The sequence below is a fragment of the Streptomyces sp. NPDC003691 genome (genome assembly GCF_053981115.1).
Window position 1 is genome coordinate 63,729 of record NZ_JBSFNQ010000004.1, and the last position, 13,382, is coordinate 77,110.

General features: G+C 74.2%; 11 protein-coding genes and 2 pseudogenes. 10 read left to right on the forward strand and 3 right to left on the reverse strand.

The annotated features are described in order from the left end of the window. Positions 1-3: 3 nt before the first annotated feature. Positions 4-999 (reverse strand): ATP-binding protein, encoded by a 996-nt coding sequence (locus tag ACWDR0_RS03370; protein ID WP_456349911.1) that lies wholly within the window; start codon positions 997-999, stop codon positions 4-6. 102 nt (positions 1,000-1,101) lie between these two features. On the opposite strand from ACWDR0_RS03370, the gene ACWDR0_RS03375 reads away from it, so the two are divergent. Continuing rightward, positions 1,102-1,941 (forward strand): oxidoreductase, encoded by an 840-nt coding sequence (locus ACWDR0_RS03375; protein ID WP_456349912.1) that lies wholly within the window; start codon positions 1,102-1,104, stop codon positions 1,939-1,941. Between the two features lie 524 nt (positions 1,942-2,465). On the opposite strand, the pseudogene ACWDR0_RS03380 reads toward ACWDR0_RS03375, so the two are convergent. Further along, a pseudogene (locus ACWDR0_RS03380) lies at positions 2,466-3,296 on the reverse strand (HAD family hydrolase); the annotation flags it as partial. Between the two features lie 537 nt (positions 3,297-3,833). Here ACWDR0_RS03380 and ssd point away from each other — a divergent pair. The 7 genes and pseudogenes from ssd to ACWDR0_RS03415 all read left to right on the forward strand — a co-directional run. After that, positions 3,834-4,871, forward strand: coding sequence for a septum site-determining protein Ssd (gene ssd, locus ACWDR0_RS03385; protein WP_456349913.1), 1,038 nt, complete (start codon positions 3,834-3,836; stop codon positions 4,869-4,871). Beyond that, positions 4,868-6,037, forward strand: a complete 1,170-nt coding sequence (locus tag ACWDR0_RS03390) for a TadA family conjugal transfer-associated ATPase (RefSeq protein ID WP_456349914.1) — start codon at positions 4,868-4,870, stop codon at positions 6,035-6,037. Before ssd ends, ACWDR0_RS03390 begins: the two co-directional genes overlap by 4 nt. After that, a complete protein-coding gene (locus ACWDR0_RS03395) occupies positions 6,034-6,885 on the forward strand; it encodes a type II secretion system F family protein (RefSeq protein WP_456349915.1) in 852 nt (283 codons plus the stop codon). Before ACWDR0_RS03390 ends, ACWDR0_RS03395 begins: the two co-directional genes overlap by 4 nt. Continuing rightward, positions 6,882-7,664 (forward strand): type II secretion system F family protein, encoded by a 783-nt coding sequence (locus ACWDR0_RS03400; RefSeq protein ID WP_456349916.1) that lies wholly within the window; start codon positions 6,882-6,884, stop codon positions 7,662-7,664. The genes ACWDR0_RS03395 and ACWDR0_RS03400 overlap by 4 nt, the downstream gene beginning before the upstream one ends. A gap of 276 nt (positions 7,665-7,940) precedes the next feature. Next, the gene (locus tag ACWDR0_RS03405; protein WP_246151044.1) at positions 7,941-8,078 is read left to right on the forward strand and encodes a DUF4244 domain-containing protein; all 138 of its coding nucleotides are present in this window, start codon (positions 7,941-7,943) and stop codon (positions 8,076-8,078) included. A 31-nt stretch (positions 8,079-8,109) separates the two neighbouring features. Then, positions 8,110-8,451, forward strand: coding sequence for a TadE family type IV pilus minor pilin (locus ACWDR0_RS03410; protein ID WP_456349917.1), 342 nt, complete (start codon positions 8,110-8,112; stop codon positions 8,449-8,451). After that, positions 8,445-9,089: pseudogene (locus ACWDR0_RS03415) on the forward strand (Rv3654c family TadE-like protein); the annotation flags it as partial. The gene ACWDR0_RS03410 and the pseudogene ACWDR0_RS03415, both read left to right, overlap by 7 nt. Positions 9,090-9,536: 447 nt before the next feature. Here ACWDR0_RS03415 and ACWDR0_RS03420 read toward each other — a convergent pair. Further along, on the reverse strand, positions 9,537-12,020 hold the full coding sequence (locus tag ACWDR0_RS03420) for a DEAD/DEAH box helicase (protein ID WP_456349918.1): 2,484 nt from the start codon (positions 12,018-12,020) through the stop codon (positions 9,537-9,539). Positions 12,021-12,099: 79 nt separating this feature from the next. Here ACWDR0_RS03420 and ACWDR0_RS03425 point away from each other — a divergent pair, with 79 nt between their 5' ends. Both ACWDR0_RS03425 and ACWDR0_RS03430 read left to right on the forward strand, forming a co-directional pair. After that, positions 12,100-12,453: an STAS domain-containing protein gene (locus tag ACWDR0_RS03425; RefSeq protein WP_006347640.1), complete on the forward strand. Its 354-nt coding sequence runs from the start codon at positions 12,100-12,102 to the stop codon at positions 12,451-12,453. A gap of 476 nt (positions 12,454-12,929) precedes the next feature. Further along, positions 12,930-13,379, forward strand: a complete 450-nt coding sequence (locus ACWDR0_RS03430) for an ATP-binding protein (RefSeq protein WP_456349919.1) — start codon at positions 12,930-12,932, stop codon at positions 13,377-13,379. Positions 13,380-13,382: the final 3 nt, after the last annotated feature.

Sequence of the window (13,382 nt, forward strand, 5' to 3'; positions counted from 1 at the left end):
GGATCAGGCGGGCAGCGGAGACCTGACCTCCGCCGCGCTCTCGCCGAGGACGAAGGCGGGGTCGACCTGGGCCGCCAGGTCGGCACCCGTCTTCGCGTTGCCCCAGCTCTCGGCGTTCCGGAGATGGAAGTGGACCATCTGGCGGGTGTACCGCTCCCAGTCGCGCCGCTCGTAGGTGTCCGCGACGGCCGCCAGGAGGGTCTGCAGTGAGGCGCGGTTCTCCGGTTCCAGCAGGTCGTACGGCCTGGGGCGGCCCTTCTCCATCGCCCGTACCCAGTCCGAGTGGCCGACGGTGACCAGCAGGTCGTCGCCGACCTCCTCACGCAGGAAGTCGAGGTCGTCCTCGCCCTGCACCTTGTTGCCGACGACCCGGAGCGCCACGCCGAAGTCGCGGGCGTACTCCTTGTACTGGCGGTAGACCGAGACGCCCTTCCTGGTCGGCTCGGCGACCAGGAAGGTCATGTCGAAACGGGTGAACATGCCGGAGGCGAAGGAGTCCGAACCGGCGGTCATGTCGACCACGACGTACTCGTCCCGCCCGTCGACCAGATGGTTCAGGCACAGCTCCACCGCGCCGACCTTGGAGTGGTAGCAGGCCACCCCGAGGTCCGACTCCGTGAAGGGGCCGGTGGCCATCAGCCTGATCTCCGCCGGGCCGAGGCGGACCGGCCGGGCGCAGGCGTCGTAGACCGGGTTCTCCTCCCGGACGCGCAGCAGTCTGGATCCCTCGCCGGGGGGTGTGGTTTTGATCATGGTTTCGGCGGAGGCGATCCGGGGGTTGGTGCCGCGCAGATAGTCCTTGATGAGGGGCAGTTGGGCGCCCATGGCGGGCAGTGCGGCGGCCTCGTCCTCGTCGAGACCCAGGGCCGCGCCCAGGTGCTGGTTGATATCGGCGTCCACGGCGACGACCGGGGCCCCGCCCGCTGCCAAGTGCCGGATGAAGAGCGAGGACAGCGTGGTCTTCCCGCTGCCGCCCTTCCCCACGAAAGCGATCTTCATGTTCACCTAGGGTAGTGCTGGCATTCCCCTCCGTTGTCAAGCCGGGTGAAGAAGACCACTCGAAAGGGGGACGTACGCCGGGGGCGCGTAGCCTCCATGGCTATGAGGACGAACGCCACGCCCGCCCCCGCCACCGATCCGCTCGCCGCCCTCGGTGAACTGCCGGGAGTGCCCGAGGCCGTCGCTTCGGTACGGACCGCGGTGGACCGGGTCTACGGCCACCGGATCATGCGGCGGCGCAGTACCGAGGTGACATCGGAGGCCGCGCTGCGCGGGGCCCGGGGTTCGGCGGCGCTGGCCGGTGCCGACTGGGCGCTGGAGGAGGTCCGCAGGCGTACGGACTTCGGTGCCGGGGACGAGGCGCTTGCGGTCGGGGCGGCGCTCAGGCTCTCCGCCGAGGCCGGGCAACTGCTGTCCGTCTGGCGCCAGTCGCCGCTGCGGGTGCTGGCCAGGCTGCATCTGGTCGCGGCCGGCGGAGGCCGCGAGGACGGCACGGTCGGCCGGCCCCGGCTGGCCGGGGAGCCGGTCGACGAGCCGCTGGTAACGGCTCCGCTGCCGGGTGCCGCGGAGCTGAGCGGCCGGCTGGACGGGCTGGCCGGGCTGATCGTGGCGGGCAGCGGCGCACCGGCGCTGGTGAACGCCGCCGTGGTGCACGGCGAACTGCTGGCCCTGCGCCCGTTCGGCTCGTACAACGGACTGGTGGCGCGGGCCGCCGAGCGGATCGTGCTGATTGGCAGCGGACTGGACCCGAAGGCGATCTGCCCGGCCGAGGTCGGCCATGCGGAGCTGGGCCGGGAGGCGTATACGGCGGCTCTGGAGGGCTATCTGTCCGGGACCCCGGAGGGGATGGGTGCCTGGATCGCCCACTGCGGCCGTGCCGTGCAGCTGGGGGTGCGCGAGTCGACGGCGGTCTGTGAGGCTCTCCAGCGCGGAGCGGCCTGAGTCCGGCCGGCCCGGGCGGGGGATCCGGGGCCGGACAGGGTTGCGGCGGTACCGGATCGGTACCGCCGCTGGCATGTCCGCCGAGTTACCAAGCGTCCTCGATGATGCGCCCATCAGGCCGGGAACTTTGCCCTTCACCTGGTGCGGCTGGCCCGTATTCGACGGGTCGACGTCGCGTGGGTGCCCGGTTTTCATGCTCGGTCCGTGGGGCCTTCATGCGTGTTTTAGGTGATCCTCTCGGATGTCCTTGGTCTCGCGGGCCGTTGAATCCTTTGTACTCCTGCGGGCAGGGAAGCGGAACCCCTGCCCGCACTTCTTTACTTTTAGCTTCAAATAGGGAGAAAGCGGTCGGCTGAGCGGCCGATGAGCCGGCCCGTGGTGCGGCGGGTGGCGCCGGAGGCCGCGCCGGTGGCTCCGGCGCCGGTCTCCGGGGCAGCCCCGGCAGTCCCTGTGGCGGCGGTACGGATCGCCTGGGCGACGACCCGCGCCGTGCCGGCCCGGACGGCCGTCCGTCCGCTGCCGCCCCGGCGGCGGGCGGCGTACCAGACGAGTCCGGCGGTCGCGGCCGCCGCGCCCACCGCGGCCGCCGCCATCAGTGCGGGACGCGGCGGCATCGACAGCGCGGGCAGCCGCTGCTTCAGCCGGACCGGCCGGTTGAAGACCAGAACCGGCCAGTCCCGGGCGGTTGCCTCCCGGCGGAGCGCCCGGTCGGGATTGACCGCGTAAGGATGGCCGACGGACTCCAGCATCGGGACATCGGTGATGGAATCGCTGTACGCGTAGCAGCGGGAGAGGTCGTATCCCTCGGACTCGGCCAGTTCTCTGATGGCTTCCGCTTTTGTCGGCCCGTAGGCGTAGTACTCCACCTCGCCGGTGAAACAGCCGTCGTCGCCGACGACCATCCGGGTGGCGACGACCCGGTCGGCTCCCAGCAGCTCGCCGATGGGCTCGACGACCTCGGCACCCGAGGTGGAGACGATGACGACATCACGGCCGGCGGTGTGGTGTTCCTCGATGAGGGACGCGGCTTCGTCGTAGATGATCGGGTCGATCAGGTCATGGAGCGTCTCGGCGACGATCTCCTTCACCTGTTGAACGTTCCAGCCCTTGCAGAGGGCCGAGAGATACTCGCGCATCCCCTCCATCTGGTCGTGGTCGGCGCCGCCCGCGAGAAAAACGAACTGGGCATACGCGGTCCGCAGTACGGCCCGGCGGTTGATCAGGCCGCCGTGGTAGAAGGACTTGCTGAAGGTCAGCGTCGAAGACTTCGCAATGACCGTCTTGTCCAGGTCAAAGAACGCGGCTGTGCGGGGCAAGGAGTGGTTTTCCACGCCCCGAGCATAGGTGGCCTCCATTCGGCGTACGCTCGGGCGTGTGGGTTTGCCTGAGAAGGCTCTCGGGTACACCATGGAAGTCACGGATCGTTCGCGACCGTGCTAACCCGGTCCGGCTCCTCCCCCCCCCGAGTCGGCCGGAGAGGCGACCCCCGCTCTCCCCCCCGGCGGGGGTCGTCGCATGTCCGGGTGGGTTTCTGCGCTATCGCAAGATCCAATGGGCTTCCCCCTCTCCTTGTGAGGCGCTCCGCGTCCCCTCGCTCCAACACTCTGCATCGTCACTGTGCGTGATGGAAGGGGTGTGCAGGGGAGTCACCGGTATGGACGACCGAGTTATTCACAAGCAGTGAGTTGTCCACAGTTTTTGAGCAAGATCCACACGATTTCCCGGTGCGCCGCACCGTGATTCCACCCGCGTAGTTCGCGGACATCAGGAATCACCGATCCCGTTTCGCCGCGGGATCGCGGCAAACAAGGGGTGGAGAGCGTGGCTGGATCCATCACATCGCGTCGGCCGACGAAGGGCACGGGGGCGCCCCGCTGATCCTCACGGAGGACATGGAGCTGCTCGACGATCTGCTGCGGCTGTGCGCCGCCGCCGGAGCCGAGCCCGAAGTGCGCCCGCGCCTGCCCGAGCGCCGGGAGGAGTGGGAGGGGGCGCCGCTGGTCCTCGTCGGGGACGACGCGGCGGCGCACTGCCGCGGTGCCGCCCGCAGAAGCGGAGTGCTGCTCGTGGGCCGGGACCCGGACGGAGCGGCGGGCTCGGTAGCCCCCGTCCTCTGGCGGCACGCGGTGGAGATCGGTGTCGAGTCCGTGGTGCGGCTGCCCGATGCGGAAGGCTGGCTGGTCGGCCGGATCGCCGATGTCGTCGAGGGCGCCGGACAGCAGGCGCTGACGGTCGGGGTGCTCGGCGGCCGGGGCGGTGCCGGGGCCTCCACCCTGGCCTGCGCTCTCGCCGTGTCAGCCGCCCGGGCCGGGGTGCGGACACTGCTCGTCGACGGCGACCCTCTCGGCGGCGGACTCGACGTACTGCTGGGCGGCGAGCGGGCCGAAGGCCTCCGCTGGCCGGATTTCGTCGGCACCAGGGGGCGGCTCGCCGGTGGCGCCCTGGAGGAGTCCCTGCCGGAACTGCACCGGCTGCGGGTCCTGAGCTGGGACCGGGGAGCGGAGTTCGCCGTCCCGCCGGAGGCCGTGCGGTCCGTGCTGGGGGCGGCCCGCAGGCGCGGCGGGGCCGTGGTCGTGGACCTGCCGCGCCAGTTCGGCGACGGCACGCGCGAGGCGCTGGCCCAAGTGGACATCGGGCTGCTGGTGGTCCCCGGTGAGCTGCGGGCCGTCGCCGCGGCCGGGCGGGTGGCCGCCGTGGCCGGTCCGGCCCTCAAGGACCTCCGGGCCGTCACCCGCGGTCCGTATGCCGAAGGGCTCGACGAGCGGTGGGTCGCCGCCGCCCTCGGGCTGCCCCTCGCCGGTGAGCTGCCCCGGGAGCCCGCCCTGCGGTCCGGGCGGGACGGCGCCCCGCCCGGCGCCGCGGACGGGCCCCTGGCCCGCTTCTGCGCCGCCTTCTGGGACCGGGCCCTCGACGGGGACGTGGTCGTATGAGCGCGGTACTGCTGGACGCGGTGCGGCGGCGGCTCGCGGAGAGCGGGGCCGAGCCCACCCCGGCGCGGGTCGCCGCCGCCCTGCGGGCCCAGGGCCGGCTGCTGGGCGACACGGAAGTGCTCGGCGGCACCGAGTCCCTCCGCTGCGAACTCGTCGGCACCGGACCGCTGGAACCGCTGCTGGCCGACCCGGCCGTGACGGACGTCCTGGTGTCGGCACCGGACCGGGTCTGGGTCGACCGGGGCAACGGACTGGAGCGGGCGGGGATCACCTTCTCCGACGCCGCCTCCGTCCGCAGGCTCGCCCAGCGGCTCGCCGCGGTGGCGGGCCGCCGACTGGACGACGCCCGGCCCTGGGTGGACGCCAGGCTGCCCGACGGGACCCGGATGCACGCGGTGATTCCGCCGGTATCCGTGGGTTCGACCTGCCTGTCGCTGCGAGTGGTCCGGCCCCGGGCCTTCACCCTTTCCGAGCTGACGGCCGCGGGCACCGTGCCGCCCGGCGGCGACCGGCTGCTGACGGCCCTCGTCGCGTCCCGGGTCTCGTTCCTCATCAGCGGCGGCACCGGCAGCGGGAAGACCACCCTGCTCGCCGCCCTCCTCGGGCTCGCCGGGGAGCGCGAGCGGATCGTCCTCGCGGAGGATTCCGCGGAACTGCGGCCCGACCATCCCCATGTGGTCCGCCTCGAATCCCGCCCCGCCAACCAGGAGGGCGCGGGCCTGGTCACCCTGCGGGACCTGGTCCGGCAGGCACTGCGGATGCGCCCCGACCGGATCGTCGTCGGCGAGGTACGGGGTGCCGAGGTCACCCAACTGCTCGCCGCGCTGAACACGGGCCACCAGGGCGCCGGAACGGTCCATGCGAACGCGGCGGCGGACGTGCCCGCCCGTCTCGAAGCCCTCGGCACCGCCGCCGGGCTCGACCGGGCCGCCCTCCACAGCCAGCTGGCAGCCGCGCTGGACGTGGTGATCCACATCGCCCGGGGCTCCGGCGGACACCGGCGGATCACCGAGCTGCATGTCCTGGAGCGCGGCCCGGCCGGGCTGGTGACCACGGTCCCCGCCCTGCGCCGCACCGGGGACTCCCCAGGGGATTCCGCCGGGGACTCCTTTGCGTACGAACGCGGCTGGGAGCGGCTGCGGGCCCTGATCGGGGGCGCGTTGTGAGTCCGGTGGTGGAGCCGGTGCACGCCGCGCTGCTGTGCGCCGTGGCCGCCGCCGTAGTGCTGGCGGACGGCCGGGGCCGCGGGCGGTGGGCGAAGCCGGCGCTCGCCGGATACGGACCCGTCCAGTTGCCGTCGCGGCCGCGGTGGCGCTGGACCGTTCCGGCGCCGGGCGCCCGCGGCGAATGGCTGTGCGCCGCCGTCGCGGTGGCCGTCGCGGCCCTGGCCGGGTCGGTGCTTCCGCTGCTCGTGGGGGCGCTGGCCGTGCCCCTGGTCCGGCGGGCGCGGCGCGGCCGCGAGCGGGAGCGGGTGAGGAACCGCCGCGCGGAGGAGGTCATCGCCCTGTGCGGCTCCCTGGCCGCGGAGTTGAGGGCGGGGCTCCAGCCGGGGCAGGCGATGGCCGCTGCGGACGCGGGGCGGGCACTGGGGTCGGCCGAGCCCGCGGTGCTCGCGGCCGCCCGGTTCGGCGGGGACGTACCTCGCGCCCTGCGGGACGCGGCGGCCGAGCCCGGGGCCGAGGGGCTGTCGGGGATCGCCGCCTGCTGGAGCGTGGCCGTCGGCAGCGGGGCGGGGCTGGCAGCCGGTCTGGACCGGCTGGAAGCCGCTCTCCGGGCCGAACGCGACCAGAAGGAGGATCTGGACGCCCAGCTCGCGGGCGCCCGCTCCACGATCGTTCTGCTGGCCTTCCTGCCCTTGGTGGCGCTCGGCCTGGGCATGCTGATGGGCGCGGATCCACTGAGGGTGCTGCTGCACACCCCCGCGGGCCTGCTCTGTCTGCTGGCCGGCGCCGTGCTGGAAGCGGCCGGGCTCTGCTGGGCCGCGCGGATCGTCCGGCAGGGGCGGCTCCGGTGAGCCCGGAGGGATACCGGCGCGCGGGACAGCTGCTCGCGGTGGCGCTCCTGTTCGCCCTCCCGGCCCTGGCAGGGGTGGCCGTGCTCGCGGCCCGCCGCCTGGAGCACGGCACGAGGCAGCGGGCCGGCCGTCTGCTGGGCCGGGAGCGGCAGCGTCCCCGCGGACGGCCCGCCCTGCGGGCACGGGCGCGTCTGTGGGGACCGCCGCTCGGCGCGCTCGCCGCGGGCCCGGTACTCGTCGGCGGTCCGTCCGGCTGGGCCGCGGGGGTGGTCGCGGGCTGCGCGGTCCATCTGTGGCGGCGTCACCGGCCGCCGGGCGCCAGGGCGGAGGAGTCGGCCGCGGCCCGGCAGCTCCCCCTCGCCGCGGACCTTCTCGCCGCCTGCGTCTCCGCCGGGGCCGGGCCGAGGGAGGCGGCCGAGGCGGTCGGTGAGTCCCTGGGCGGCCCTGTCGGCGAACAACTCGTCCGTACCGCCGCCGAACTGCGGCTCGGCGGTGAGCCCGACCAGGCGTGGGGAGGGCTCGCCCGGATACCCGGGGCGGCGGAGCTGGCGCGCTGTCTGAGCCGGGCCGATGCCACGGGCGCGCCCGCGGCGGAGCCGGTCGCCCGGCAGGCACAGCGCCTCCGGGCCGCCCGCGCCCGCACGGCGACCGCCCGGGCCCGCCGGGCACAGGTCATGGTCACGGCGCCGGTGGGGCTCTGCTTCCTCCCCGCGTTTCTCGCGGTGGGCGTGGCGCCCGTCGTCATCGGCCTCGCGGCCGGGCTGATCGGCCGTACCTGACGGCGGACCGCCCCCGGGTGCGAGTCGCCCCGGCGCATCGCACCAGGCACATCACGCACCACACACATCACGCACCAGGCAGATCACATCAGCAGGCACATCACATCAATCGAATCGGAGGAGTCCGGGATGGAGAACGACCAGGCCGGAGGCCCGGCCGGAAACACCGGAAAGCCCGGAAGCGCCGGAGCAGCGGACCCGCGGCGGGCCGGAGGCGGACCGGCACGCGGGAGGGGCGGGAAGGACGGGAAACGCGTGTCACGCGGGGACCGGGGGATGGCCACCGCCGAGTACGCGGTAGGGACCGTCGCGGCCTGTGCCCTGGCCGCGGTCCTCTACCGGATCGTCACCGGGGGCAGTGTCACCCGTGGGCTGGAGTCCCTGATCGGTGAGGCCCTCAGTGCACCGTTCTGAGCCGGTTGCCACGGCCCGGGACCGGGGTTCGGTGACGGCGGAGACCGCGGTGGCGATCCCGGCGCTGATCGCCCTTGTCGCGGCCTTTCTCTGGGCTCTGACGGCCGCGGTGGCACAGATCCGCTGTGTCGACGCCGCCTATGCGGGCGCCCGGGCGGCGGCACGGTCGGAGCCCCGGCCGGTGGTCCTGGAAGCGGCCCGGGCGGCGGCCCCCGCCGGGGCACGTATCGAGGTCCGGCGCGCTGGTGCCTTCTGGCGGGTCCGGGTGGAATCCCCGTCACCGGGCCCCGGAAGCCTGGCGCTCACCCTGAGCGCGGAGGCCGCGGTCCGTGCCGAGGAGCCGGCGGTGGAGGCGCGGGTGACGGCATGGTGAGCGCCGGGGTTCCCCCGCCGACCGTCCCGGGGGCGGTGCGGGGCGATGGGCCCGGTGCCCGGGCTGCTGCGGGGGTGGTCAGGGGCGGCGAGCCCGGTGCCCTGGCCGTCGCGGCGGTGGTCAGGGGCGGTGGGCCCGGCGACCGGGCTCCCGGGCTCGGGCCGGGTGGTCACGGTCCCCGGGGCAGCCGGGGCGGCTCCTCCGGGGCATCCGGGCGCGGGGCGGACGGTCACCGTGGCGGGGTTGGCGGGGGTCGCCCTGCCCGGGCGTTCGAGCGCGGGGATGGTCGTCGGGTGCGCAGGCGGGCTCCGACGGCCGCCGGGCGGGCGCCCGGGGGCCCGGACCGTGGTTCGGCGACGGTCTGGGTGGTGCTGGTGGCGACCGTGCTCGCCGCCCTCTTCGGGACGGTGCTGGCCCTGGGGCAGGTGGTGATCGCACGGCACCGGGCGGCCGCCGCGGCCGATCTGGCGGCACTGGCCGCTGCGGACCATGCGCTCCTGGGCGAGGAGACCGCGTGCGCCCGGGCAGCTGAGGCGGCCCGTGCCCAGGGGGCGGTGCTGCTCCGGTGCGAGCTGCGCGGGGCGGTCGCGGACGTGGAGGCGTCCGCGCGGCTGGGTCCCTTCACCCCGACGGCCTTCTCACGCGCCGGACCGGCACATTCCGTGCCCGCCGCCGAGCCCTCCGGCCGGCCCCCCGCCGCGGCGCCGGGGCCGACCGACCCCGGCGCGCCGGAGTTGCCCGGCCCCGCAGTTCCGGGGCCGCTTGCTCCCAAGCCTGCCGCTGCTCCGGCTTCTCCCGGGCGGCCCGCACCTGCCGCTGCTCCTGCTCCTCCTCCCGGGCCGCCCGTGCCTGCCGCTCTCGCTGCTCCGCGGACGCACGGGGCCGGGGCGGGTGGCGCCGTGTCCGCGCCGGCGGGCCCGGGGGCGCCGCGCCCGGCGGGGGTGGCCGGCGCGGTGTCACCGGGGGCGGAAGCGGCGCCCCGGGACAGAGGTGGCGGATCCGGCGGCGGTCCGCCACCGGTCGGCCGCTTCACCCGGACGGACGGGCCGGTGGAGACCGCGTGGCCGGGCCCGGCCCCGGGCCGGCTACTGCGTCTTCCGCGAGGGGGGCTCGTCGGTCTCCGCGGGGGCGGCGGAGAGGAGCTGGGTCAGCAGGCGGATCGCGGCCCGTTTGTCGAGGGGGTCGTTGCCGTTGCCGCACTTCGGGGACTGGATGCAGGAGGGGCAGCCCGTCTCGCATTCGCAGGAGGCGATGGCCTCCAGAGTCGCCGTCAGCCAGGGGCGGGCCGTGTGGAAGGCGCGCTCGGCGAAGCCCGCGCCGCCCGGATGGCCGTCGTAGACGAAGACCGTGGGGAGGAGGGTGTCGGGATGGAGCGGGACGGAGACCCCGCCGATGTCCCAGCGGTCACAGGTGGCGAAGAGCGGCAGCATGCCGATGGAAGCGTGCTCCGCCGCGTGCAGGGCGCCCCCGAGCTGCTCGGGGATGATCCGGGCGGCGTCGAGCTGGTCGTCGGTGACGGTCCACCAGACCGCCCGGGTCCGCAGGGTCCGCGGCGGCAGGTCGAGCTTGGTCTCGCCCAGCACCTCGCCGGTGATGAGCTTGCGGCGGAGGAAGGAGACGACCTGGTTGGTGACCTCCACGGAGCCGTAGCAGAGCCGGCCGTCGCCCCAGGGCACCTCGGTGTCGGTTTCCAGGACGGAGACGGTCGTGGTGTCGCGTGCCGTCGTGGAGTACGGGGGCACTGCCTCCTCGACCAGGGCGACCGAGTCGTCCAGGTCCAGCCGACGGACGAGATAGGTCCGGCCCTGGTGGAGATGGACCGCTCCCTCGTGGACGGAGGCGTGCGCGGCGGACTCGTCGACGGTGCCCAGGAGCCGGCCCGTGCCCTCCTCGACGATCTGCACGGGCTGTCCGCCCCCGCCGCGGATGTCGGTCAGATCGGCGGCGCGTTCCCGTCGGGTCCAGTGCCAGCCCGATGCCCGGCGCCGGAGCAGTTTCGCGGCCTCCAGCTGCGGCATCAGGCCGGGCGCGGACGGTCCGAAGAGGGCCAGGTCGGTTTCGGTGAGCGGGAGTTCGGCCGCGGCGGCGCAGAGGTGCGGTGCGAGAACGTACGGGTTGTCGGGGTCGAGCACGGTCGACTCGACGGGCTGGTCGAACAGGGCCTCGGGATGGTGGACGAGGAAGGTGTCCAGCGGATCGTCCCGGGCGATCAGCACCGCCAGGGCGCCCTGGCCGCCGCGTCCGGCCCGGCCCGCCTGCTGCCACAGCGAGGCCCGGGTCCCGGGATAGCCGGCGATCAGGACCGCGTCGAGACCGGCGACGTCCACCCCGAGTTCCAGGGCGGTGGTGGCGGCGAGACCGAGGAGTTCGCCGGAGTGCAGGGCGCGCTCCAGGGCACGGCGCTCCTCGGGCAGATAGCCGCCCCGGTAGGCGGCGACGCGGCGGGGCAGCGTGCGGTCGACCTCGGCGAGCCGCTCCTTGCTGATCACGGAGATCAGTTCGGCGCCCCGCCGCGAGCGGACGAAGGCGACCGTGCGGACTCCCTGCACGGTCAGATCGGTGAGGAGGTCGGCGGTCTCCGCGGTCGCGGTCCGCCGGACCGGCGCGCCCTTCTCGCCGTGCAGCTCGGTGAGCGGCGGCTCCCAGAGGGCGAAGACCAGTTCGCCGCGGGGCGAGGCGTCGTCGGCGACCTCCCGGACGGGCACTCCGGTCAGCCGTCCGGCGGCCACGGCCGGGTCGGCCGCGGTGGCGGAGGCCAGCAGGAAGACCGGGTCCGCGCCGTACCGGGCGCATATCCGCCGCAGCCGCCGCAGTACCTGGGCGACGTGCGAGCCGAAGACACCCCGGTAGGTGTGGCACTCGTCGACCACGACATAGCGCAGCGCGCGCAGGAAGGAGGACCAGCGGGGGTGGGACGGCAGGATGCCCCGGTGGAGCATGTCCGGGTTGGTGAGGACGTATCCGGCGTACTGGCGTACCCACTCCCGTTCCTCGAAGGGGGTGTCGCCGTCGTAGACGGCGGGCCGGACCCGGTTGCCCAGCGGGGCCGCGAGCGTCTTCACGGCCCGGCACTGGTCGGCCGCCAGGGCCTTCGTCGGCGCCAGGTACAGGGCGGTGGCCCCGCGGCCGTTGGGGGCCTCGGCGCCGTCCAGGAGGGCGGTGAGGACGGGGGCGAGATAGGCCAGCGACTTGCCGGACGCCGTTCCGGTGGCGATGACGACGGACTCCCCGTCGAGCGCGTGTTCGGCGGCCGTCGCCTGGTGGGCCCACGGATGGTCGATCCCGGCCCGCTGGATTGCGTCGATCACTTCCGGCCGGATGCGGTCGGGCCAGACGGCATGACGGCCCGGTCGCGGGGGCAAGTGCTCCGTATGAGTGATGCGCGCAGCCCTGTTCGCCCCCGAGGAGAGGCGGTCGAGGACCTCTCGGGGGGAGGGGCGGGTGTCCCCGCTCTCGTGGGGTCGTCCGGGACGGAGATTCTTGGCCATCGGCACCGAGTGTGTCACCGGCGTGACGGACAATGGTCCCAAGGCGTCGTGCATGGTTGCAGGTAAGTGATTGAATGCCATCGCGGCTGGCGACCGTCCCCCGGCTCCGCCGGGGAGACCTGAGGGGGCGGCCGCTCGATAGCAAGGTGCTGGAGGATCCGTGGACCTGTCCCTGTCGACTCGCGTTGTGCCCGGTCCGAACGGCGACCGTACGGTCGTCGAGGTCGGTGGCGAGATTGATGTTTATACCGCGCCCAAGCTGCGCGAGCAGTTGGTCGAGCTGGTGAACGACGGCAGTTATCACCTGGTCGTCGACATGGAGGGCGTGGACTTCCTCGACTCCACCGGGCTGGGAGTGCTGGTGGGTGGCCTGAAGCGCGTGCGCGCGCATGAGGGTTCGCTGCGTCTGGTCTGCAACCAGGAGCGCATTCTGAAGATCTTCCGGATCACCGGTCTCACCAAGGTGTTCCCGATCCACACCACGGTCGACGAGGCCGTCGCGGCTCCGGACTAGACCGTTCCGTCCCGCTTCCGCCGGGCACCGGCCGGGTCTTCCCGGGCCGGGGCTCGTCGCGGCCGTCCGGTTCTCCGGCCGGCCCGGTCCTGGACCGGGCCGGGACGCCCGGGGAACGGCCGGTCGGGTGTCCGGTTGCCCGGATGCCCGTCCGGTGGCCTCCGGTCGTGCCCGGGTTCGCGTTCGCGCGTCCACGGGCCGCCGGTCCGGACCGCTGTCGGCGGGCCGGCCCTGGGCGCTGTCACCGGGCCCGGAGGCCCGGGGCGGCGGCTGGGGCACCGTGAGGTGGTGAGAAGGGCCGGAAGCGGGCTCGTCGTGGGCTCCGGCCGGAGAATCCGTCCGGTTCCCGGACCGGATCCGGTGCCGGGCCCTTCGGGGGCCGGCCGGGTCGGTCGGAAGAACAGCAGGACCAGGGGGGAACCGGGCGGCCAGCCCGGTGCCCCCGTACGCACGCCCGTACGTCCGAGGGGGATCGTATGACCACCGTCGAACTTCGCTTCAGCGCTCAGCCCGAGCATGTCAGGACCGCCCGTTTGGTGGCCGCTGCCGTGGCGCGCCGGGCCGGGGTCGACGAGGCCGTCCTCGACGAGGTGCGGCTCGCCGTGGGCGAAGCCTGCAGCCGGGCCGTCGGACGGCACCGTTCGCACGGCATCACCTCGCCCATCAAGGTCGTCCTGACCGAGGAGGACAAGACCTTCTCCATCGAAGTCGGGGACGAGGTCCCCGCCTCCGGTACCGACGGCCCCGCAGGGCCGGCCGACGGCGGCGACACGCCCGGGCAGGCCGATCTCACGGCCGATGGCGAGGACGATATGGGCCTCGCCGTGATCAGCGGGCTGGTGGACGACATGGAGGTCTCCACCACCGAAGAAGGCGGCGTGATCCGGATGAGCTGGCCGACGGCCCAGGTCACCGTTCTGCCCTGAGGC

Excerpts from the sequence above, each read along its gene's own strand:
- ACWDR0_RS03370 (WP_456349911.1), bottom strand. The coding sequence starts at position 999 with ATGAAGATCGCTTTCGTGGGGAAGGGCGGCAGCGGGAAGACCACGCTG.
- ACWDR0_RS03375 (WP_456349912.1), top strand. The coding sequence starts at position 1,102 with ATGAGGACGAACGCCACGCCCGCCCCCGCCACCGATCCGCTCGCCGCC.
- ssd (WP_456349913.1), top strand. The coding sequence starts at position 3,834 with ATGGAGCTGCTCGACGATCTGCTGCGGCTGTGCGCCGCCGCCGGAGCC.
- ACWDR0_RS03390 (WP_456349914.1), top strand. The coding sequence starts at position 4,868 with ATGAGCGCGGTACTGCTGGACGCGGTGCGGCGGCGGCTCGCGGAGAGC.
- ACWDR0_RS03405 (WP_246151044.1), top strand. The coding sequence starts at position 7,941 with ATGGCCACCGCCGAGTACGCGGTAGGGACCGTCGCGGCCTGTGCCCTG.
- ACWDR0_RS03420 (WP_456349918.1), bottom strand. The coding sequence starts at position 12,020 with ATGGCATTCAATCACTTACCTGCAACCATGCACGACGCCTTGGGACCA.
- ACWDR0_RS03430 (WP_456349919.1), top strand. The coding sequence starts at position 12,930 with ATGACCACCGTCGAACTTCGCTTCAGCGCTCAGCCCGAGCATGTCAGG.